Origin of the sequence: Microbacterium album (assembly GCF_014643695.1) — a bacterium.
GTDB lineage: Bacteria > Actinomycetota > Actinomycetes > Actinomycetales > Microbacteriaceae > Microbacterium > Microbacterium album.
The window spans coordinates 12,846-33,852 of sequence record NZ_BMJY01000005.1; the positions used below are offsets into that span (position 1 = coordinate 12,846).

Here is a 21,007-nt window from a genome sequence, read left to right on the forward strand (position 1 = left end):
CCCGTTCGCATCGCTTGACATCCGATTCGAATGTCTGTTCGATTGAGGGCATGCGATGGCGAGGGCAGCAGCTCGGCGAGACCGACCCGAACGCACTCCCGGGCCTGGAGCAGCTGGACGGACTCGTCCGCTCCGTCACCACGCCCGAGTTCGCCGGGATCACCTTCCACGAGGTGGCCGCGAAGACGGCGCTCAACCACGTCCCCCGCTCGAGCAGCATGCCGTTCGACTGGACGATCAATCCCTACCGGGGCTGCACGCACGCCTGCGTCTACTGCTTCGCCCGGGGTACGCACGAGTACCTCGAGCTCGATGCGGGGCGCGACTTCGACTCGCAGATCGTCGTCAAGGTCAACGTCGACGAGGTGCTGCGACGCGAGCTCGCGCGGCCCTCGTGGCGACGCGAGCACGTCGCGCTCGGCACCAACACGGATCCGTACCAGCGGGCGGAGGGCCGCTATCGGCTGATGCCCGGCATCGCGACCGCGCTGGCCGAGTCCGGGACGCCGTTCTCGGTCCTCACGAAGGGGTCGCTGCTGCGCCGGGATCTTCCCTTGCTGACGCGACTGCGGCGGGACGTCGACATCTCCCTCGCGTTCTCGATCGCCGTGTACGACGACGAGCTGCAGCAGGCGATCGAACCGGGCACCCCGACGGCGCAGGCGCGCCTCGACACCGTGCGCGCCGCGGCGGACGCCGGTTTCGCCGTGTCGGTGTTCCTGATGCCGGTCCTCCCCCACCTGACCGATTCGCCCGAGGCGCTCGACGCGGCGCTCGCGCGCGTGCGGGCCGCCGGAGCCGCCCGCGCCGTGCACGGGGCGCTGCACCTGCGGCCCGGCGTCAAGCCGTGGTTCATGCGCTGGCTGTCTCGCGAGCGGCCCGACCTGCTGCCGGCCTACCGCGGCCTGTACCCCGGCGCGTCCGTCAACGCGCCGGCGGCGTACCGCACGATGCTCGCGCAGCGCATCCGCCCCCTGATCCGGGCGCACGGCCTCGACGGCCACGCGGACGGCGATGCCTGGCGGCGTCCGCGCGCGACGCCGGCGACGTCGGCCCGGGTCGTCACCACGTCACGGGGCCGGACGGCCGAGCGGGCCGCCGGGAACGAGCCGGCGCGGCTGTTCTGAGCGACCCTCACCCGTAGTCGGGCGCGGCGGGCAGGCCGAAGAACTCCTCGAGGGAGCGGAAGCCGCCGTCCCGGTACACGGCCGCCAGGTCCTCGCCGATGTACCGCAGGTGCCAGGGCTCGGGCGCGTAGCCCGTCGTCTCGGTCTCCCCCGGCTCGTAGCGCACGATCCATCCGAAACGCCAGGCGTTGTCCGCGAGCCAGCGACCCTGCGCCGTCTCGCCGACCTCGTAGATCGTGCCGCACCCGCCGGCATCGCACGCGACGACGTCGACCGCGAGGCCCAGCTGATGTTCGCTGAACCCGGGATGGGCCGAGATCTCGTCCGCCGCGTGCTCCCCGCGCGCCCCCACCTGCGCCCGGTAGGTGGACTCCTGCGTCTCATACGACCGATACGCGCTGAAGCTCGCGATCCGCCCCGCTCCCTCGGCCTCGGCCGCCGCGACCAGCCGCTCGAAGGGCTCGATCGCCTCGGGCCGGAGACCGTCGCCCGCCACGCGCGACGGCGGCGCCACGATCTCCTCGGGCGCGTAGTCGACGGGCTCCAGCGGGCGCTGCTTGTTGACGACCGCCCACGGCCAGGCCGGGTCGTCGAGGGGCACGCATGGCGCCGCCCCCTCCGCGACGACCTCCCGCAGCCGCTCGGCGCCGCCGAACGCCGCGATCAGCGCGGTCGGGTCGGTGTCGGCGATCGCCTCGGTCACGGAGTGCGATTCGCACGGCGAGGGTGCCGCCTCCACCTGCTCGATGAGGGGCACGGGCAGCGCGAGATGCGCGACGGATCGGTTCTGCGCGGACGGCGCGTCGGCGTCGCGCGAGGCGATCTGCTGCGCGACGAACAGGTGCGCCACGACCACGGCGGCCAGGGCGCCGGCGGCGAGGGCCATCCGGCGCGTCCGGCGCAGTCGCATCGCCCGGCGTCGCGCGGCGGCTCGTCGGCGCTCACCCATGTCGTCCAGTCTGTCCACGCTCCGTCCGAGATCCCTGGGTGCCGGCGCGGGCGGGCGCGTCACGCGGAGAGGGAGATGCCCCAGCGGGCCTGCCAGCGTTCGCCCGGAGCGAGCCAGCGCACGCCCCGACCGCTGTTGAACGCATCGGCCGGTGCGGTCATCGGCTCGACCGCGACGGCGAGCGGGTGGCCCGGGTAGGCGTCGGTGCGGAACGCCTGCACGTACTCGAAGTCCGCGTCCTGCCAGAGCGTGACGACTCGACCGTCCGGAGCGGCCAGCGTCGTGCGCGCCAGGCCGTCGGCATCCCGCCGGAGCGACCCGAAGCCCATGTCGAGGTCGGCGTCGGCCACGCGGACGCCCCCGCGCAGGTCCACGGCGCCGCGGACCGGGTGCTCCGCGATCGGCAGCATCCGGTCGTCGACCTCGAACCACGTCTCTGCCGGGACGGTCAGCACGAGGTCGGCCGTGTCCACGCCGCCGATGCAGAGGAACGGGTGCGCGCCGATGGCCACGGGCGCGTCCCGCTCCCCGACGTTGACCAGCTCGTGGGTCACCTCGATCCCGTCGTCCGTGAGCGCGTAGGCGACGCTCGTGTCGAGGGCGAAGGGGTAGCCGTGCTGCGGGTACACGGTCGCCGACAGTGTGGCCCGGTCTCCGGACGCGTCGATGTCGTAGCCGGTGTTGCGCAGCAGCCCGTGGATCGCGTTCCCGCGCGACGGCTCCGTGAGGTCCAGCTGCTGATCGGCAGGATCGCCCTGCCCCCCGGGCGGAACGTGCGTCCACCGCCCGTCCCGGACCCGATTGGGCCAGGGCACGAGCACGATCCCCGACGCGAAGGGAGGCGTCGTCCCCTGCGGGTAGCGGGCGACGACGTCGACTCCGCCGACCGTCAGCGCGCGCAGCGCCGCGCCCACCTGGGCGAGCTGGGCGGTCACCTCGCCCGAGCCGCCCTCGCGCCGGAGGTGGACCTGGGTGCCGGTGGGATCGATGCGCCTGGGAGCGTTCACGTGGACGAGCCTAGGGCACGCGAACGCCCCGGACCGGGCGCCTCAGGCCGTCAGCTCGCTGAGCGTCGGGCCGCCGGCGAGCTCGTCGAGGAGGTCGTCGCCGGGGCGCACCTCGTCGAACGGGGCATCGATCTCGGCGCGGCCCAGCATCTCGGCCATGCGACGGCGTCGCTGGCGCGGGATGAGCGTGACGACGCGGCCCTCCCGTCCCGCGCGGCCGGTGCGGCCGGATCGGTGCAGGTACGTCTTGTACTCGTCCGGGGCGTCGGCCTGGATGACCAGGTCGATGTCGTCGACGTGGATGCCGCGCGCGGCCACGTCCGTCGCGACGAGCACGCGGGCGCGGCCCTTCGAGAACCGCTCGATGTTGCGCGTGCGCTTGGCCTGGTTGAGGTCGCCGTGCAGGGCGATCGCGTCGATGCCGGCGTCGTCGAACTGCTCGGCGAGCATCTCCGCGTACGCCCGGGTGCGCGTGAAGACGAGCGTCTTGCCGTCGCGGTCGACGAGCGCATCCAGGATCTCGGCCTTGCTGCGGTGATCGATCACGAGCACGCGGTGATCGATCGTGCCGGTCTCCTGCGTCTCGCCCGCGACCTCGTAGACCTGCGGGTCGACGAGGAACTCGTCGACGAGCGCGGCCACCTCGCGGTCGAGCGTCGCCGAGAACAGCAGCTTCTGACCGCCCTCGGCGGTGAGCCGCAGGATCTCCTGGACCGGCTCGAGGAACCCGAGCTCGCACATGTGGTCGGCCTCGTCGAGCACCGAGATCGCGATGCGCGAGAGGTCGAGCTTGCCCTGACGCTGCAGGTCGCCGATGCGGCCGGGGGTGCCGATCACGATGTCGACGCCCTTCTTCAGCGCGCCCACCTGGCGGGCCTGGGGCACGCCGCCGTAGATCTGGGTCGTGAAGAGCCCCACGCTGCGCGCGATCGGCTGGATCGTGCGGTCGATCTGGAGCGCCAGCTCACGCGTCGGCGCCATGATGAGCGCGACCGGCGCGCGGCCGAACTCGCGCTTCGTCCCCGCCTTCGACCGCAGCACGCGCTCGACGAGCGGGGCACCGAACGCGATGGTCTTGCCCGAGCCGGTGCGGCCGCGTGCCAGGACGTCGCGTCCCGCGATGATCGACGGAGCGGTCGACGCCTGGATGGGGAACGGCCGCTCGGCGCCGAGCGCCGCGAGGGCCCGCACGATGTTGTCGCCGAAGCCGAGGTCGGCGAAGGTCGTCTCCGCGACCGCCTCGGCCTGCACGGCCTGTGCCTCGAGCCGCTCGTGCACGACGTCGATGTGCTGCTCCTGTGCACGGGATCGCTGCGCCACGGGGCGCTCCTCCCGCCGCTCCTGCCACGTGCGCTCGCCGCGGGGGCGCTCGACGCGGTGCCCATCGACACGCCGCCCATCCACACTGGGCCGATCGAAGCGGGCCCGATCGAAACGAGGTCGATCGACACGGGGCCGATCGAAACCGGGCCGGTCGCCGGCGTCGCGACGCGGGCGGTCGTCGCGCTCGAAGCGCGGCCGCTCCGCGCGGGCGGGACGCTCATCGCGGCCGTAGCGGGGCCGCTCCTCCCTCGCCGGACGGTCGTCGCGGGAGTAGCGGGGGCGCTCGGCACGCTCGTCGGTCGAACGACGCGGACGGTCATCGCGCTCGAAGCGCGGGCGGTCCGCGCGCTCATCACGGGTGAAGCGCGCGGGACGGTCTTCGCGGCGCGGCCCACGCGGACCGTCGTTGCCGCGGAAGGGACCCCCGGTCTTCTTCTTGGCGTAGCGGGGATCGAAATTCTGGGCGGGCCGGCCGCCGGCCGGCTTCTTGTTCTTGGGCATGCGAAAGGAACCTCTCCGGGTGATAGCGGCCAACAGGACACACGCATCACCCGCGCTCCATGCGCGGCACATCCCAAGCCGACCCCTCAGGCTACCGCGCCCGCCTGGGAGAACGCCCGCGTTGACTAGCGCCGGTGCGGCTTACTAGCGCTCCCCGCGCTAGTAAACGGCACAAGCGCTAGTCAACGGGCAGGAGGGTCGACCGCGGATCAGCGCAACACGCGCTGGTGGCGGCGCTTGGCCGACCAGCGCACGCCCTTGAGCAGGGGGTAGATCGCGGAGAAGACCCACATCGGCGCGCGCAGCTTGGCGTCGTCGATGCCGTGGGCGGCATACGTCCGCTCCCAGCGCATCACGTAGCTGTAGTAGTCGCGCGGGTTGTCGTCGAGGCGGCGGGCGGACATCCCCGCCACCATCGTCGAGCGGTACACGGCCGTGTGACCGCGCGCGTGCAGGTGGATCGAGAGGTCGATGTCCTCGTGCATCTCGTCCGCGAGATCGCGGCAGACGTGCGGGCGGATCTCCCTCCATGCGCTCGCGCGCAGGGCCATGTTGCTGCCGAAGATGTAGTGGAAGTCGCGCGCGAGACGATGCACGGCCTTCCGCAGCGCGTCGTCGGCCCGGTGGCCCCAGCGGCGCAGGGGCATGTCGTAGTAGATCATCGGACCGGTCGCGGCGTCGACGGACGGGTCCGTGAAGATCCGCCGCACCTGCTCGACCCAGTCCGGCTCGAGCACCGTGTCCGCGTCGATGCGCCCCAGAACCTCGCCCGACGCGGCGTCCAGGCCGAGGTTGCGCGTCGGGATGAGCCCCTGCTCGGCGTCCTGAGACAGCAGCAGGAGCGGCGCCTGCGGATGCTCGCGCTGCATCGCGCGCACGATCGCGGCGGTCGCGTCGGTCGAGCGGTTGTCGACCACGATGATCTCGTCCGCCGGCTCGGTCTGCTCGATCGCGGCGAGCACGCACGCCCGGATCGTGCTCTCCTCGTTGAAAGCCGGGATGACAATCGAGACCGTGGGTCCGGCGACCATAGCTCTGACCTTAGGGCATGCCCGGTCGTTCGCCACCGTCGCGCCGCGGCCGCTGGACGCGCGGCGCGGGCGGGAGCGAGCCGGTCAGGGGTGGGACGGCCGCGTCGGCGGGACCCGCCGCGCGCGTCAGGGGCGGCACGGCCGCGTCGGCCGGGCCCGCCGGGCGCGTCAGGGGCGGCACGGCCCCATCGGCCGGGTGCGCGCCTCCCCCGCCGGCTCGCCGGCTCGCGCGCCGCTCCCGCGCGCCCTCGACGAGGTTGTAGAGCGTCGGGAGCACGATGAGCGTGAGCACGGTCGACGACAGCAGGCCGCCGATGACCACGATGGCGAGCGGCTGCGAGATGAAGCCGCCGTGGCCCGTGATCCCGAGCGCCATGGGCGTCAGGGCGAAGATCGTCGCGAGCGCCGTCATCAGGATCGGCCGCAAGCGCTTCGCGGACCCCGCGACGGTCGCGTCGTGCGCCGAGAGCCCCTTCTCGCGGTACTGGTTGACCAGGTCCACCAGGACGATCGCGTTCGTCACCACGATGCCGATCAGCATCAGCACGCCGATCAGAGAGGCCACGCCCAGCGGCACCCCCGTGACGATCTGCAGCAGCACGGCGCCCGTGGCCGCGAACGGCACGGAGACCAGCAGCAGCAGCGGCTGCCGCAGCGACTTGAACGTGGCGACCATGATCACGTACACGATCAGGATGGCCGCCAGCATGGCCAGGCCGAGCTGCTCGAAGGAGTCGGCCTGGTCCTCCGCCACGCCTCCCACCGTCGCGGCGACGCCGTCGGGGAGATCCACGTCGGCGAGGGCCGCATCGACCGCGACGGTCGCCTCGGCGAGGTTGTCGCCCGCAGGCGGAACCGTGATCGTCGCGGTGCGGCGTCCCTGCTGCGTCGTGATCGACGTGGGGCTGTCGGCCTGCTCGACGGACGCGATCTCGTCCAGCGCCACGACGCCCGCGGCGGTCGGGATCGGCAGCTGCCGCAGCTCGTCGATCGTTGCGGGAGGGTTCTCAGCCTCGAGATACACCGTGACCCCGGTGCCGTCGATCTCGACGGAACCGACCTGCTGGGGCCGCATGGCGCCCGAGACCATGGCCCCCACCGCGGTCTCGCTCAGGCCCCGCTCGGCGGCGGCCGCGCGGTCGACCGCGACCGCGATGTACGGCAGCGAGGCCGCGAGGTCGTCCGACACCCGGCCGATGCCGTCGCGCCCCTCGAGCGAGGAGGTGAGGGCACGGGTCGCCTCCTCCAGCGCGTCGGGACCGGGGGCCGTCACGGTGATCTGGATGTCGCTGGATCCCAGCCCCGCGGCGGCGCGTAGGGTGACCTCGCCCACGTCCCCGAGCCCGTCGATCGCCTCCTGGATGTCGGCGCGCAGGGCCTCCTGGTCCGCACCGCCGGCGGTCATGACGGAGTAGGTGACGCTGCCTCCGCCCGAAAACGCGTCCTGGAGCGGGGAGCCGCTCGATCCGATCGAGACCTGCACCGTCTCGATCCCGTCGACGCCCTCCAGCGCCTCCTCGACCTTGCGCGCGGCCTCGTCCTGGCTCTCGAGGCTCGCGGTGGGCTCGAGCTCCTGCGTGATCGTGAGCGTGTTCTGGCCGGAGTCCCCGAGGAAGTTGACCTTCATCAGGGGAGCCGCCGCGAGCGTCCCGCCGAGCACGAGCACGGCCAGCAGCAGCGTGACCCAGGAGTGCTTGAGCGTCCACCGCAGGATCGGCAGGTACGCGCGCTGCAGCGGCGACGGCGGCGCGTGGGGCGATTCGGGATCGATGCGCTGGCCGGCGGCGTCGTACGCCGGCGCGCCGGGCTTCAGGAACCAGTACGCCAGCACTGGCACGATCGTGAGCGCGACGAGCAGGGATGCGGCCATCGCGATCGTGATGGTCATCGCGAACGGGCGGAACAGCTCGCCCACCATGTCGCCCACGAAGACGATCGGGAGGAACACCGCCACGGACGTGAGCGTGGAGGCCGTGATGGCCATCGCCACCTCGCGCACGGCCAGGCGGATCGCGGCGCCCCGGTCCGCGCCCTCCACGTAGTGACGCTTGATGTTCTCGATGACGACGATCGAGTCGTCGACCACGCGCCCGATCGCGATCGTCAGCGCGCCGAGCGTGAGCATGTTGATCGTGTAGCCGAAGGCCTGCAGGCCGATGAACGTGACCAGCACGCTCGTGGGGATGGAGATCGCGGTGACGAGCGTCGACCTCACCGACAGCAGGAAGACGAGGATCACGAGCACCGCGAAGACCAGGCCGAGCACGCCCTCGGTCGCGAGCGTCTCGATGGAATCGACGATGAACGGGGCCTGGTCGAACACGACCGTGAACTCCGCGCCCGGGAAGACGGACCCGAGGTCCGCGACGACGTCGAGGACGCTCTGCGAGACCTCGACGGTGTTCGCCGCCGGCAGCTTCGTGATCGCGATCGAGATCGCCTGCTCGCCGTTCACGCGCGAGATGGACGTCACCGGATCCGACGTCAGCGCCACGTCGGCGACGTCCCCGATGGTCGCGACGTCCGGCGGCAGCGGCATCCCGGTCTCCGGATCCGTCTGCTCCGATCCTCCGATCAGCGGCAGCGCCGCGAGGTCTTCCGCGGAGGTCAGCTTCACCCCGGTCTGCACCGTGAAGGTCTGTCCGTCCTGCGTGATCTCGCCGCCGGGGAACAGCACGCCGTTCTGGTCGAGCGCATCCCGGATCGCCTGAGACGACAGGCCCCGCATCGCCAGCTCCCCGTCGTCCGGCGTGATGGTGATCCGCTGCCCCACGCCTCCGACGATCGAGGCCGACGCGACACCCTCGACGTCCTCCAGCTGCGGGACGGCGACGTTCTCGAGCGCCGTCTGGGCCGTGTCGGAGTCCTCGAATCCGGACACCGCGATCTGGATGACGGGCAGGTCGTCGAGGCTGACCGACAGCACCTGCGGCGAGACGTCCTCGGGAAGCTGGGAGGAGATGCGGTTGATGGCCTGCTGCAGCTTCTGCTCCGCCGTGGCGAGGTTCGTGCCGTAGGTGAAGGCCGCCTGCACCACGGAGGCGTTCGTCGTGCTGGTCGCGCTGGTCTGCTCCAGGCCGTCGACGCTCTGGATCGCGGTCTCGATGGGCGTGGAGACGTCGTTCTCGACGACCTCGGGCGAGGCGCCCGGGTACGTGGTCATGACCAGCAGCTGGGGCAGCTCGATGGCCGGGATCAGCTCCTGCTTGAGGTTCGTGAGCGCCAGCCCGCCGAAGATGGCGGAGCAGATCGTGACCAGCGCGATGAGCGCACGGTTCCTCAGGCTGAGTTCGGCGAGTCTCGACACGGACGTCCCTCGTTCGCGGGCGGTGCGGGGCTTCGGCGGCAGCCGCGACGCGCGTGAGCCGTCGATACGTTGCTGTATCCGCCGCAGTCATTGTGTCACGCGGACGATCGGGGCCCCGGGCCCCGACCCTATGGCTCTGCTGGGAGTCGTCAGGCGGCCACGCCCACGCCGATCCCCGCCATGGCAGCGGCCGTGCAGCAGATGAGCGTGCCGATCGCGTTCGCCCCGGCCGCCCCGCGCCGCCCCTCCCGGGCGAGCAGCTCGGAGTCCACGGCCACGGTGCTGAACGTCGTGTAACCGCCGAGCAGACCCGTGCCGAGCACCGCCAGCCAGACGTGGTCGAGGGACGCGCCGGTGAGGACCCCCAGGGCCAGGGATCCCGTGACGTTCACGAGCAGGATCGCCCACGGGAACCCTCCCGGCAGCACGCGCGACAGCACCGCGTCCGCGATCCACCGCAGGCCCGCGCCGGCTCCGCCGGCGAGCGCGACCAGCGCGAAGAGCAGGGGCGTCATGGTCGAGGTCATCCCGCACTGTCCCCGGGCGCGCGCCGCGAGCGCGCTCCCGCACGCAGGCCGAGGACGGTCGCCGCTGCCGCCACGAGCAGCGCGACGAGCGCCGCCAGGACCGCCGGCAGCACGAGCCCGGCGCCCAGCAGCTGCCCCTGCAGCACGGCGAACCCGCTGTAGGTCGTGAAGCCGCCGAGCACGCCCGCGCCCAGGAACGCGCGCCGCCGCGGATCGTCGTCGCGGGCGCGGCCCACGACGAACCCGAGCAGGCCCGCGCCGATCGCGTTGATCGCGATCGTGGCGCCCAGCACGCCGAACGAGAAGCCCTGCCCTCCGGCGAACGGCAGCAGCAGGGCCTGACGGGCGGCGACGCCCACCGCCCCTCCCGCCACGACGAGCGGCAGCAGCCCCCACGGGATCGGCACCGTCCTCACCCGCACAGCCTATGCGCGCCGCGCGGGGCGCCCCGAGCCACCGCCGCGGGAGCGGGACGGCTCGGGGCGAGGCACCTCACAGGTGGGCGTCGGCGTACACGCGCAGGGCGTCGCGGACGAACGTCGCGCCGGGGACACCGCCGTAGTTCCGCGCGAATCGCTCGTCGGCCACGTACATCTCGGCCAGGCCGAGCACGTAGCCCTTGACGTCGTCGCCACTCGCGGCCGCGGGCGTGCCCGGGATCCCGGACAGCCACTCCACGTGGCGCCGCGCGAGGTCCTGGGCCTCGATCGAGTCCGGCCCGATGCCGGCCTGCGCGGCCGCGCTCCAGTCGCGCCCCAGCCTCGCCGCGCGCTCCTGCCACGCGGTCCTCTCGCGCTCGCTCATCCCGCGCCACCACGCGTCTCCGCGCGCATACGCGTCCGCGCCCCAGCGCTGCTCGACCTCTTCGCGATATCGCGTGTGGTCGAATCCGTCGAACATGTCCTCCGCCATGAGGCGCTCCTCTCCCTCGAGACCACGGATGGTGCCGGCGACCGCGGCGATCTGCCGCTCGATCCGCTGCTGCTCGGCGCGAAGCCACTCCAGGTGCGTCTCCAGCGCGCGCCGCTCGTCGGTCTCGCGCTCCAGGATCTCGCCGATCTGGGCGAGCCCGAGGCCGAGCTCCCGCAGCAGCAGGATGCGCTGGAGCCGCACGAGGGCCTGCTCGTCGTAGTAGCGGTACCCGCCCGCTCCCACGCGAGACGCGGGCAGCAGCCCGCGGTCGCCGTAGTAGCGGAGGGTGCGGCTCGTGGTGCCGGCGAGCTTGGCGATCTGCTGGATCGACCACTCCATCCGTCGTCCTCCTTTTTCTCTGTGCCATCGACGCTACGCATTGACGCTGCGTCAACCGCAACCCGGATCCGCGGGCCGATCGCGCCCGATCCGCAGCGAATCACTGGACATTCGAGATATATCGTGTTCTCCTGGTGCTATCGAGATATATCTCGAGTTCATCGCGAAGGGATGCAGAGCATGACTCTGGAGAAGTGGATCGTGCACCCGGGGCAGACCCGGGTGATCGACGTCGAGGGCGTCCGGCGACTGAAGGTGGGCCTCGCAGGGGGGCAGATCGACATCATCGGGCACGACGAGCCCGGCACCCGCGTCGAGGTGCACGGCGTCACCGTGAAGGACCTCCGGATCGAGGTGACGGGCAACGAGCTCGAGATCGACCATCCGCAGCTGCGCTGGGACAACTTCCTCGAGGTGTTCCGCAACTTCGGATCCGCCGGTCCCCGCGCCGAGATCAGCGTCGCCGTGCCCCGCAAGGTCGCACTCACGCTGGGCGTGGTGAGCGCGGGCGCGCTCGTGTCCGGCCTGGCCGAGAGCGCGCGGGTGAACACCGTGTCGGGCGACATCCTCGTCGACGGCCTGACCGGCGACCTGTCCGCGAACGCCGTGTCCGGCGACGTGCAGGCGCGCGGGCTGGAAGGCGCGTTCTCCGCGAACACGGTCTCGGGCGAGGTCACGGCGACCGGCCGCCTCCGGCGGGCGTCGGTCGACTCGGTCTCCGGAGCCACGCTGATCGACGCGGAGGGCCCCATGGACGCCGCGTCGCTCAACACCGTGAGCGGGGCCGCCACGCTGCGCCTCGACGAGGGATACGCCGCCTCCTACGTCGTGCGCTCGGCGAGCGGCCGGATCCTGATCGACGGAGTCGTCCGCTCGTCGGGCCGCCCCGCGACCTACACCGGCTCCACGGGAGAGCTCGCGGGCTCGTTCGTCGACGTGCGCGCCAACACGGTCTCGGGCGACGTCACGGTGCTGCGGCGCACCGGCGTCGCGACCGCCGAGAGCGCGGATGACGCGCCCGAGGACGCGCCCACCCCTCCCGCCGAGGAGACCCTCTGATGCCCCCCGTCTTCTCGCACGGGGACCTGCGGCTGTACCTGCTGAACCTGCTCGCCGAGGCGCCGCGGCACGGGTACGACATCATGCAGTCGCTTGCGGAGCGCACCGGCGGGACGTACACGCCGAGTGCCGGCACGATCTACCCGCGCCTGGCCCGGCTCGAGGAGGAGGGTCTCGTCACGAAGACGGCCGACGGCCGCAAGACCGTGTACGAGATCACGGACGCCGGACGCGCCGAGGTGCAATCGCGTGCCGATGACATCGCCGGGATCGAGGCGGGGCTGGCCGACTCCGTCCGCCTCATCGCGGACGAGGTGCGCGTGAGCGTACGCGAGGCGATGCGCAGCCTGCGGGCCGACCTCGCCGCGGCGGCGACGGAGGCCCCGCAGGCGGCGCCGGCGCCCCCGTCGGCCGAGGAGGACGCGCGGATGCGCTCGCGAGCGCAGCTGCAGCGGGCCGAGGCGATCATCTCCGATTTCCGGGGCCGCGTGCGCGGCGAGCTGCGCGCTCACGTCGCGCGCGGGGGCGAGCTGCCGGCGGAGACCGTCGACGCCCTGCACGCCGCGCTCGACGCCGCCGCGTCCGCGGCCGTGGCCGGGCTGCGCCGGTAGCCGCGCCCCTCCGATGCGAAGGCCGGCCGTCCCGTGAGGGGCGGCCGGCCTTCGCGCGTCTCGAGCGCTCGAGCTAGCTCTCGGGCCAGTCCTCGTCGTCCTTGAGCGGCTCACCCAGCGGCACGACGAGGATCGGGCGGTGCTGCCGGTGGGACAGGCGCGCCGCGACCGAACCCGTGAAGAACTCCCGGAGCGACTCGCCGAAGCCCCGCTTGCGGGTTCCCACGACGAGCAGGGACGCGTCGATCTTCTCCGCGAGCGTCTTCATCGCGAGCGCGGGGTCGCCGACGAGCTGGCGCACCTCCCACGTCACGCCGGCGTTCGCCAGGTGCGTCTCGGCGGCCTGCTGCACCGCCTGAAGCTCCCCCTCGCCCACGTCGACATTGATGTCGACGGGCGCCGAGTGCACGTAGCCGTCGGGGTCCTCGTATGTGACGAACCGCGTCACGTCGACGTGCACGACGGCGAGCGGGACGCCCAGCAGCGCGGCGTACCTGGCCGCCTCCTTGAGCACGCGAGGGGATTGATCGGGAATGACGCCCACGATCACCGCGCCCCTCAGGGCGGCGTCCGCCGGTGCGGCGGAGCCCATCCGGTCCGTGCTGTCGAACGGCTGGTCAGTCATTTACGACCCCTTCCCGGTGCCGCGGCCGGCCGAGGCGCCGAGGCCGCGTGGTATTCTGAATCCTACTCTTACCCGGCTCCCCTGCCGGATTCATGACAAGCGCATCGGGGCAGCGATCCCGCAGCTCAACGTGAGGGGGTCTCGCGCATGGGGCGTGGCCGTCAGAAGGCGAAGCACACCAAGCTCGCCCGCGAACTGAAGTCGTACAGCCCGGCCGTGAACTATGCGGCGTTGGAGCGCGAACTCGCGCACCCGGACGACGACCAGTACGTCGACAAGTGGGCCGACCAGTACAACGACGAGGACGAGGACGAGTACCAGGCGCAGCAGGCCTGATCTCGTTCCGTTCGTCCCCCGTCGCGCTCGACGCGGCGGGGGACACTCGTGACCGCACGGCTCTGACAGCCGCGGGACGACGCGCGTGACGCGGCGACCCGCGGTTCGTCGGCGAGCCCGCGCGGCATCCGCGCGTACGGACCGTGCTCAGGACGTCTGCGTGCCCTCGAGCCAGGCGAGGTACTCGTCCGTGACCGTGCCCGTCACGTAGCGTCCGTCGAAGCAGCTCAGGTCCAGGTCCTCGAACGCGCACTCGCCCCGGGCGCTCTCGATGATCGCGCGCTTGAGATCCTCGACCTCCTGATAGACCAGGTGGTCGCAGCCGAGCTCTTCCGCGATCTCCGGCACGGTCCGGCCGTGCGCGACGAGCTCGTGCCGCGACGGCATGTTGATGCCGTAGACGTGCGGGTATCGCACGGGAGGTGCGGCGGAGGCGAACGTCACGCTCTTGGCCCCCGCGTCGCGCGCCATCTGGATGATCTGACGGCTCGTGGTGCCCCGCACGATCGAGTCGTCGATCAGCAGCACGTTCTTGCCCTGGAACTCCGACGACATGGCGTTGAGCTTCTGACGCACGCTCTTCTTGCGCACGGCCTGCCCCGGCATGATGAACGTCCGGCCCACGTAGCGGTTCTTGTAGAAGCCCTCGCGGTACTCGATGCCCAGCACGCGGGCGACCTCCATCGCCGCGGGCCGCGCCGAGTCCGGGATCGGCATGACGACGTCGATCAGGCCCTCTGGCGTGTGCTTCGCGACGGTCGCGGCGAGCTTCGCGCCCATGCGCAGGCGCGCCTCGTACACCGACACGCCGTTCATGATGGAGTCCGGACGGGCCAGATACACGTACTCGAACGAGCAGGGCAGCAGCTTCGGGTCGTCCGCGCACTGCTTCGAGAACAGCTCGCCGTCGCTCGTGATGAAGACGGCCTCCCCCGGGTCGACCTCGCGGACGATCTCGTAGTCGCCGTTCTCGAGCACGAGCGACTCGCTCGTGACGACCCACTCGTCGCCGCCGGGCGATCCGTCCTCGCGGTCGGCGCCCGCGCGCCGGCCCAGGATGAGGGGGCGGATGCCAAAGGGGTCGCGGAACGCGAGCAGGCCGTACCCGGCGATGATCGCGATGACGGCGTACGCGCCCTCGACCCGCCGGTGCGTGCGCGCGACGGCCTCGAAGATGCGCTCGGGGTCCAGGTCGATCGGGCTCGTGGTGGCCTGCAGCTCGTTCGCCAGGACGTTGAGCAGCAGCTCCGTGTCGCTCGACGAGTTGAGATGACGGCGGTCGCGCTGCGCCATGTCGGCCGCGAGCTCGCGCGTGTTGGTCAGGTTGCCGTTGTGGATGAGGATGATCCCGTACGGCGAGTTCACGTAGAAGGGCTGCGCCTCCTCCTCGCTCGACGCGGTGCCCTTCGTGGCGTAGCGCACGTGACCGAGGCCGACGTTGCCGAGCAGGGAGCGCATGTCGCGCGTGCGGAAGGCCTCCCGCACCATGCCGCGCGCCTTGTGCGTGTGCATGACGCCGTTCGGCTCGGCCGTGGCGATCCCGGTGGCATCCTGGCCCCGGTGCTGGAGCAGCAGGAGCGCGTCGTAGATGTCCTGGTTGACCGGAGAGGATCCGACCATTCCGACGATGCCGCACATGTGGTTGTTACTTCATCCGTTCTGTCACTGGCCGCGGAAACCGTCCGCGTAGGCGCCGACGAGTCTCACGGCACCGCCGTCGACGCCCTTGGCCCCCTGCTCGAAGTCTGCCGACGGCGGATCGCCCGCCTCCACGACGCCGACCTGCCAGGCGGGGATCCCCTGCGCCTCGATGTGCGCGATCGCGTCGGACGCGACGTTCTCGGACACGACCGCGAGGAATCCGATGCCGAGGTTCCACGTCCCCTCGCTCGACTCCAGCGAGGTGCCGGCGATGTCGCTCAGCACGCGGAAGACGGGCGCCGGCGACCACGTCGAGCGGTCCACGTCGACCCACGTGCCGCGCGGGAGCACGCGGGCGAGGTTCGCGGCGATGCCGCCACCCGTGACGTGGCTCAGCGAGTGCACGCCCGCGCCGATGGCCGCGATCAGCTCGAGGAGCGGGGTCGTGTACAGGCGCGTCGGCTCGAGCAGCGCCTCGCCCCACGTGGCGCCGAAGTCGGCGGCGTGGTCCGCGTACGAGATGCCTGCGCGGCTGACGATGTGCCGCACCAGGGAGTACCCGTTGGAGTGAAGCCCGCTGGAGCCCAGTGCGATCACCGCGTCGCCCGCGCGCACGCGCTCGGCACCGAGCACGGCATCGGCCTCGACCACGCCCGTCGCGGCGCCGGCGACGTCGTAGTCGTCCGGCCCGAGCAGGCCGGGGTGTTCGGCGGTCTCGCCGCCCACGAGGGCCGTTCCGGTGAGGGCGCAGGCCTCCGCGATGCCGCGCACGATGTCGGCGATGCGCTGAGGATGGACCTTGCCGCACGCGATGTAGTCAGTCATGAACAGCGGCTTGGCGCCGACCACGACGATGTCGTCGACGACCATGCCGACCAGGTCGTGCCCGATCGTGTCGTGCTTGTCGATCGCCTGGGCGATCGCGACCTTCGTCCCGACGCCGTCGGTGCTGGTCGCGAGCAGGGGCTTCGTGAAGCCGAGCAGCGCGCTCGCGTCGAACAGACCGGCGAAACCCCCCACCCCGCCCAGCACCTCGGGGCCGTGCGTCGCCCTGACCGATGCCTTCATGAGCTCGACAGCGAGGTCGCCCGCCGCCGTGTCGACTCCGGCCTCGGCGTAGGTGGAGGAATGGCGGGGGGATGCGGGGGAAGTGGGTTCGGGGACCACCTGTACAGACTACCCGCCGAAATACCGGGCGAGGTCCGTGCCGGCATCGGCCACCGGGAGGCGCGGCGACGCGCGCCGGGCGATAATGGGCGCATGACGGTGTCCGACTGGGATGTCCGCGAGGACTGCAGCCCGTCGGTGCTCGTCGCGCTCTACCTGCGCCAGGCGCTGGGCGTGCGTTACCCGGACGAGCTGCCGCAGCTGCGAGGTGTGGAACGCGGCGGGGAGGCGAGCGGCGGGGTCGAACGACTGTGGCGACGCTACTGGGACATGACGGTCGAGCCGCAGGCCCACCCCTCGCCGGTCCCGCTCGAGCTCGTCGACGGATTCGGCACGCACGTCGCCCTGCCCGCCTACGCGGGCGCGCTGCGGGATGCGCTCGCGCCGCACGGGCCGGCCGCGCTCGCGTACGCCCGCGACGCCGTCGACCGCTACGAGCGCACCCGGCGCTCCTATCGCGGATACGCGGGAGCCGTCGTGGAGTTCGAGCGGCGCGCGGGTCGGCGCGCGCACGGTTTCGCGCTCCACGTGCAGGTGCTGCCGCTCGCGCAGCGCGGCGTGTGGTGGATCGGAGCGCTCACGATCGCCGTCTCCGACACCCTGCGCAGCGACGTCGCGGCGTTCGACGCGGCCATGCAGCCGATCCTGCACGACGTCGCCTGACGACGCGGATCAGCCCTCGTCGACGACGAGCTCGTGGACAGCGGTGACGTCGCGCGAGCGGCGTCCGACCGTGCGGTCCAGCAGCAGCGCGATCAGCATCGCGAGCAGGATGCCCGCGGGAACGCACCAGAGCATGATGAAGCCGAAGGCCTGCGACAGGGAGTAGTCGACCTGCGTGTACGGGCTCGCCTCGGACGTGCCGTCGAAGACCGTGGCGAGGATCATCGCCGCGACGACCCCGAGTGCGGCGCCGAGGGCCGTGAACACGCCGTACCGCGGCGCGCGACGCACCTTGACGACCTGCTCCAGGGGAACCTGCGGGCTCGAGGACATGACCCCCATTGTTTCACCACGTTCCTGAGTGCGGGTTGCGCGTCGGCCCCGCGAAACCTGCACCCGGACGGGATACCCGAACCGGGGACGACATCGCGCCCGCAGGGTCCGTCCGCATCACGGGCGCAGCGGAAGCAGGTGTCCCAGATCGGCCCGGACTCCCGAGGCGCGCACCCGCCCGGCCGCCACCGCCTCAACCCATGCCAGCTCGCCCGTGGCCAGCGCGATCCACGTGCGCGGGTCCATCTCCACGACGTTCGGAGGGGTGCCGCGCGTATGGCGCGGACCCTGGACGACCTGGGCCGCGCCGAAGGGCGGCACGCGCACTTCCACGCTGGTGCCCGGCGCCTTCTCCGCCAGGAGCTGCAGTAGGTACCGCACCGCCGTCGCGTGCGCCGCTCGGGCGGGCGGGCTGCCCTGTGCCGCGGCGGCGGCCACCTCCGCAAGCGCCGCGCGTCCGGCCCCCGTCTCGATCCTGCGTGCGCTCATCTCCTCAGGCTACGGTCGCCGCACGGCGGGGGTCGTTCGGCGCGGCGGGGATCGTTCGGCGCGACGGGCGCGGACAGACCGGCGCGGATAGTCTGGGCGGGTGAGAATCCTCGTCCTCGGTTCCGGCGCGCGCGAGCACGCCATCGTCCTCGCCCTCCGTTCGGAGGACGCCGGCCACGAGCTGCTGGCGGCCCCCGGCAACGCCGGCATCGCGCGCGACGCGACGATCGTCGACGTGGACATGCTCGATCCCACCGCCGTCGCGGGCTTCGCGATCGACAACGCCGTGGACCTGGTCGTCGTCGGGCCCGAGGCGCCGCTCATCGCGGGCGTCGCGGACGAGCTGCGCGAGCGCGGCATCCCCGTGTTCGGCCCGGGTCGCGCGGCGGCGCAGCTGGAGGGATCGAAGAGCTTCGCGAAGCGCATCATGGCGGCCGCGGGAGTGCCGACCGGCCGGGCAGTCCACGCGCGCACCGCCGACGAGGTCGCCTCGGCCCTCGACGAGTTCGGCGCGCCGTACGTCGTGAAGGCCGACGGGCTCGCGGCGGGCAAGGGCGTGATCGTCACGGAGGACCGGGAGGCGGCGCTCGCGCACGCGAGCAGCTATCTGCCCACGGGCCCCGTGCTGGTCGAGGAGTTCCTGTCCGGCCCGGAGGTCTCCCTCTTCTTCGTCAGCGACGGCGACACGGTGCGCGCGCTGACCCCCGCTCAGGACTTCAAGCGCGCCCTCGACGGCGACGAGGGCCCGAACACGGGCGGGATGGGTGCCTACTCCCCCCTCCCCTGGCTCGCGGAGCGGTTCGGGAGCGAGGCGGAGTTCGTCGCGCATGTGACCGAGACGATCGCCCTCCCCGTGATCCGCCGGCTCGACGAGGAGGGCACGCCGTTCATCGGGCTGCTGTACGCGGGCCTCATCCTGACCGACGCGGGGGTGCGCGTGATCGAGTTCAACGCGCGCTTCGGCGACCCCGAGACCCAGGCCGTGCTGCCGCGCCTGCAGACGCCGCTGTCGCTGCTGCTGCTCGCGGCTGCCACGGGCACGCTCGAGGACGGGCCGGAGCCGGAGTTCTCGGACGACGTGGCCGTGACGGTCGTGCTGGCGAGCGAGGGCTATCCGCACAGCCCGGCCACGGGGCGCGCGCTCACGGGCGTCGACGACGCCGAGGCCGTCGAGGGCGTCCACGTGGCACACGCCGCGACAGCGCGCTCGATGGACGGGCTCTCCGCGACCGGCGGCCGTGTGCTCAACGTGGTCGCGACAGCCGCGGACTTCCGCACCGCCCGTGCCCGCGCGTACGAGGCCATGGGCCGCATCCGCCTGCAGGGCGCGCACTACCGCACCGACATCGCGGCCCGCGTCGCGGACTGACGCGCGCCGGGCCGTCCGTCTCACCCGACCGGCGCCGGCGATCCAGCACCTGAACGACTGATCGCCAGACGCGGCGGGGCGACGGCAGCCGATTCGCGGAGCTGCCTCGCCCCGCTCTGTCTCCGGGAAGCGCCCGGTATACTCGGAGTATGACCGCCACGACGATCAAGGTGGACACCGCGCTGCGCGACCGGCTCAAGGCGCAGGCCGCGAGCGAGGGACTCAGCCTGGGCGAGCACATCGAGCGCCTGGTCCAGCGCGAGGAGCGCCGGTTGCGGATGGCGCGTCTGCGCGCTGAGATCGCGGCCGCGTCACCGGACGCCCTCGCCAGTTACGCGCGGGAGACCGCGGAGCTCGACGCGGCGCTCGCATCGAGCGGTCTCGAGTGAGCGAACTGCTCCCCGGGCGTGTGGTGTGGGGTGATCTGGATCCCGTAGAGGGCCGGGAGCAGGGCGGCCGCCGCCCGCTGCTGGTCGTCTCGAGCCAGGACCACCTGGACACCGTCACCCTGCTCGTCACGGTCGTCCCGATCACGTCGCGCGATCGCGGCTGGTCGAATCACGTCCGCATCGAGCCCGCGGTGGGCCTCCCCCGGGAGTCCTTCGCGATGACGGAGCAGGTGCGCACCATCGCGCGCTCCCGCGTGCGCTCGTACGGAGGCGTGGTCGCTCCGGCGACGCTGGCCGCGGTCAGGATGTGGATCAACGACTTCCTGAACGATTGATCCGCCCTTCCTCACCGGGCGCACGCATTCTCGGCCACGCCCGATCATCGGCTGCGCGGGGCGGGTGGGATGATGGTGCGGTGAGCGAGGCACTCGAGATCCCCGGTTGGACGCACACCTACTCGGGCAAGGTCCGCGACCTGTACGCCCCCGCCGATGGGGACGCCTCGCGCATGCTCGTCGTGGCGAGCGACCGCGTGAGCGCGTTCGACCACGTGCTCGAGCCGGGCATCCCGGGCAAGGGGGCGCTGCTGACGCGCCTGAGCCTGTGGTGGTTCGAGCAGCTGTCGGGGGCCGACGGCGGCGAGCCCGTGCCCCACCACCTCACGGGCGAGGCGGTGCCGGACACCGTCGCGGGGCGCGCCATGATCGTGCGGGCGCTGGACATGCTGCCCGTGGAGTGCGTCGTGCGGGGCTACCTCACCGGGTCGGGCTGGGCGGAGTACCGCGAGCAGGGCACGGTGTGCGGCATCCCGCTGCCGGCCGGACTGCAGGACGGCGATCGGCTGCCCGAACCGATCTACACCCCCGCGTGGAAGGCCCCCGCGGGCCAGCACGACGAGAATATCTCGTTCGAACGCACCGTCGAGCTGGTCGGCGACGACCTCGCCGTGCAGCTGCGCGAGTCGTCCCTGGCGATCTACCGGCGGGCGGCGACGACGGCCGAGGCCCGGGGCCTGATCCTCGCCGACACCAAGTTCGAGTTCGGGGTGGACGGGGACGGCGTGCTGCGGATCGCCGACGAGGTGCTCACGAGCGACTCCTCCCGCTACTGGGACGCCGAGGCCTGGCGCACGGGCGCGACCCCGAAGGAGCGCATGGCGAGCTTCGACAAGCAGATCGTGCGCGACTGGCTCGCGGCGAACTGGGACCGCACGGGCGAGCCGCCCGCCCTCCCCGACGAGATCGTCGAGCGCACGCTCGCGCGCTACCGCGAGCTCCTGGACCTGCTCGGCGCCTGACGCCC

22 protein-coding genes are annotated in these 21,007 nt (G+C 72.3%); 9 read left to right on the forward strand and 13 right to left on the reverse strand.

The window, feature by feature from the left end:
* Nucleotides 1–50: 50 nt before the first annotated feature.
* Entirely contained in the window at nt 51–1,127 is a 1,077-nt protein-coding gene (locus IEX37_RS07560) for an Rv2578c family radical SAM protein (RefSeq protein ID WP_188755659.1), read from the forward strand.
* A gap of 7 nt (nt 1,128–1,134) precedes the next feature.
* Here the strand turns inward: IEX37_RS07560 and IEX37_RS07565 are convergent, their stop codons facing one another.
* The 8 genes from IEX37_RS07565 to IEX37_RS07600 form a co-directional block, all read right to left on the reverse strand.
* Complete coding sequence (locus tag IEX37_RS07565) at nt 1,135–2,076, reverse strand: M15 family metallopeptidase (RefSeq protein WP_188755660.1); 942 nt, start codon at nt 2,074–2,076, stop codon at nt 1,135–1,137.
* A 59-nt stretch (nt 2,077–2,135) separates the two neighbouring features.
* Nucleotides 2,136–3,083 (reverse strand): aldose 1-epimerase family protein, encoded by a 948-nt coding sequence (locus IEX37_RS07570; protein ID WP_229663142.1) that lies wholly within the window; start codon nt 3,081–3,083, stop codon nt 2,136–2,138.
* A 42-nt stretch (nt 3,084–3,125) separates the two neighbouring features.
* Entirely contained in the window at nt 3,126–4,907 is a 1,782-nt protein-coding gene (locus IEX37_RS07575) for a DEAD/DEAH box helicase (protein ID WP_188755661.1), read from the reverse strand.
* 209 nt (nt 4,908–5,116) lie between these two features.
* A complete protein-coding gene (locus IEX37_RS07580; RefSeq protein ID WP_188755662.1) occupies nt 5,117–5,938 on the reverse strand; it encodes a glycosyltransferase family 2 protein in 822 nt (273 codons plus the stop codon).
* A 10-nt stretch (nt 5,939–5,948) separates the two neighbouring features.
* Nucleotides 5,949–9,245 carry an efflux RND transporter permease subunit gene (locus tag IEX37_RS07585; RefSeq protein ID WP_188755663.1) on the reverse strand — a complete coding sequence of 1,099 codons (3,297 nt, stop codon included), beginning with the start codon at nt 9,243–9,245 and terminating at the stop codon, nt 5,949–5,951.
* Between the two features lie 149 nt (nt 9,246–9,394).
* Nucleotides 9,395–9,772 (reverse strand): fluoride efflux transporter FluC, encoded by a 378-nt coding sequence (locus IEX37_RS07590; RefSeq protein ID WP_229663143.1) that lies wholly within the window; start codon nt 9,770–9,772, stop codon nt 9,395–9,397.
* Nucleotides 9,769–10,188 (reverse strand): CrcB family protein, encoded by a 420-nt coding sequence (locus IEX37_RS07595; RefSeq protein ID WP_188755664.1) that lies wholly within the window; start codon nt 10,186–10,188, stop codon nt 9,769–9,771. Before IEX37_RS07595 ends, IEX37_RS07590 begins: the two co-directional genes overlap by 4 nt.
* A gap of 76 nt (nt 10,189–10,264) precedes the next feature.
* Nucleotides 10,265–11,023: a MerR family transcriptional regulator gene (locus IEX37_RS07600; protein WP_188755665.1), complete on the reverse strand. Its 759-nt coding sequence runs from the start codon at nt 11,021–11,023 to the stop codon at nt 10,265–10,267.
* A gap of 180 nt (nt 11,024–11,203) precedes the next feature.
* Between IEX37_RS07600 and IEX37_RS07605 the strand changes: the two genes are divergently transcribed.
* Nucleotides 11,204–12,082, forward strand: a complete 879-nt coding sequence (locus tag IEX37_RS07605) for a DUF4097 family beta strand repeat-containing protein (RefSeq protein ID WP_188755666.1) — start codon at nt 11,204–11,206, stop codon at nt 12,080–12,082.
* Nucleotides 12,082–12,693: a PadR family transcriptional regulator gene (locus tag IEX37_RS07610; protein WP_188755667.1), complete on the forward strand. Its 612-nt coding sequence runs from the start codon at nt 12,082–12,084 to the stop codon at nt 12,691–12,693. The genes IEX37_RS07605 and IEX37_RS07610 overlap by 1 nt, the downstream gene beginning before the upstream one ends.
* A 73-nt stretch (nt 12,694–12,766) precedes the next feature.
* On the opposite strand, the gene IEX37_RS07615 is transcribed toward IEX37_RS07610, so the two are convergent.
* Entirely contained in the window at nt 12,767–13,285 is a 519-nt protein-coding gene (locus IEX37_RS07615) for a universal stress protein (RefSeq protein ID WP_229663158.1), read from the reverse strand.
* Nucleotides 13,286–13,465: 180 nt separating this feature from the next.
* On the opposite strand from IEX37_RS07615, the gene IEX37_RS07620 reads away from it, so the two are divergent.
* On the forward strand, nt 13,466–13,654 hold the full coding sequence (locus tag IEX37_RS07620) for a DUF3073 family protein (protein ID WP_188755669.1): 189 nt from the start codon (nt 13,466–13,468) through the stop codon (nt 13,652–13,654).
* A 147-nt stretch (nt 13,655–13,801) separates the two neighbouring features.
* Here IEX37_RS07620 and purF read toward each other — a convergent pair whose 3' ends face one another.
* A complete protein-coding gene (gene purF / locus IEX37_RS07625; RefSeq protein WP_188755670.1) occupies nt 13,802–15,292 on the reverse strand; it encodes an amidophosphoribosyltransferase in 1,491 nt (496 codons plus the stop codon).
* Between the two features lie 24 nt (nt 15,293–15,316).
* Nucleotides 15,317–16,462 carry a phosphoribosylformylglycinamidine cyclo-ligase gene (gene purM, locus IEX37_RS07630; RefSeq protein ID WP_188755671.1) on the reverse strand — a complete coding sequence of 382 codons (1,146 nt, stop codon included), beginning with the start codon at nt 16,460–16,462 and terminating at the stop codon, nt 15,317–15,319.
* A gap of 93 nt (nt 16,463–16,555) precedes the next feature.
* On the opposite strand from purM, the gene IEX37_RS07635 reads away from it, so the two are divergent.
* A complete protein-coding gene (locus tag IEX37_RS07635) occupies nt 16,556–17,125 on the forward strand; it encodes a zinc-binding alcohol dehydrogenase (RefSeq protein ID WP_188755672.1) in 570 nt (189 codons plus the stop codon).
* A gap of 9 nt (nt 17,126–17,134) precedes the next feature.
* On the opposite strand, the gene IEX37_RS07640 is transcribed toward IEX37_RS07635, so the two are convergent.
* Together IEX37_RS07640 and IEX37_RS07645 are read right to left on the reverse strand one after the other, a co-directional pair.
* Complete coding sequence (locus IEX37_RS07640) at nt 17,135–17,458, reverse strand: potassium transporter Trk (protein WP_188755673.1); 324 nt, start codon at nt 17,456–17,458, stop codon at nt 17,135–17,137.
* Between the two features lie 117 nt (nt 17,459–17,575).
* Nucleotides 17,576–17,947: a sterol carrier family protein gene (locus tag IEX37_RS07645; RefSeq protein WP_188755674.1), complete on the reverse strand. Its 372-nt coding sequence runs from the start codon at nt 17,945–17,947 to the stop codon at nt 17,576–17,578.
* Between the two features lie 100 nt (nt 17,948–18,047).
* Between IEX37_RS07645 and purD the strand changes: the two genes are divergently transcribed.
* From purD to IEX37_RS07665, 4 genes are all read left to right on the forward strand, one after another.
* Nucleotides 18,048–19,316: a phosphoribosylamine--glycine ligase gene (purD, locus tag IEX37_RS07650; RefSeq protein WP_188755675.1), complete on the forward strand. Its 1,269-nt coding sequence runs from the start codon at nt 18,048–18,050 to the stop codon at nt 19,314–19,316.
* 149 nt (nt 19,317–19,465) lie between these two features.
* Nucleotides 19,466–19,705 carry a ribbon-helix-helix protein gene (locus IEX37_RS07655; RefSeq protein ID WP_188755676.1) on the forward strand — a complete coding sequence of 80 codons (240 nt, stop codon included), beginning with the start codon at nt 19,466–19,468 and terminating at the stop codon, nt 19,703–19,705.
* The gene (locus IEX37_RS07660) at nt 19,702–20,040 is read left to right on the forward strand and encodes a type II toxin-antitoxin system PemK/MazF family toxin (RefSeq protein WP_188755677.1); all 339 of its coding nucleotides are present in this window, start codon (nt 19,702–19,704) and stop codon (nt 20,038–20,040) included. Before IEX37_RS07655 ends, IEX37_RS07660 begins: the two co-directional genes overlap by 4 nt.
* Nucleotides 20,041–20,120: 80 nt before the next feature.
* Nucleotides 20,121–21,002, forward strand: a complete 882-nt coding sequence (locus IEX37_RS07665; RefSeq protein ID WP_188755678.1) for a phosphoribosylaminoimidazolesuccinocarboxamide synthase — start codon at nt 20,121–20,123, stop codon at nt 21,000–21,002.
* The last annotated feature ends 5 nt before the right edge of the window (nt 21,003–21,007 follow it).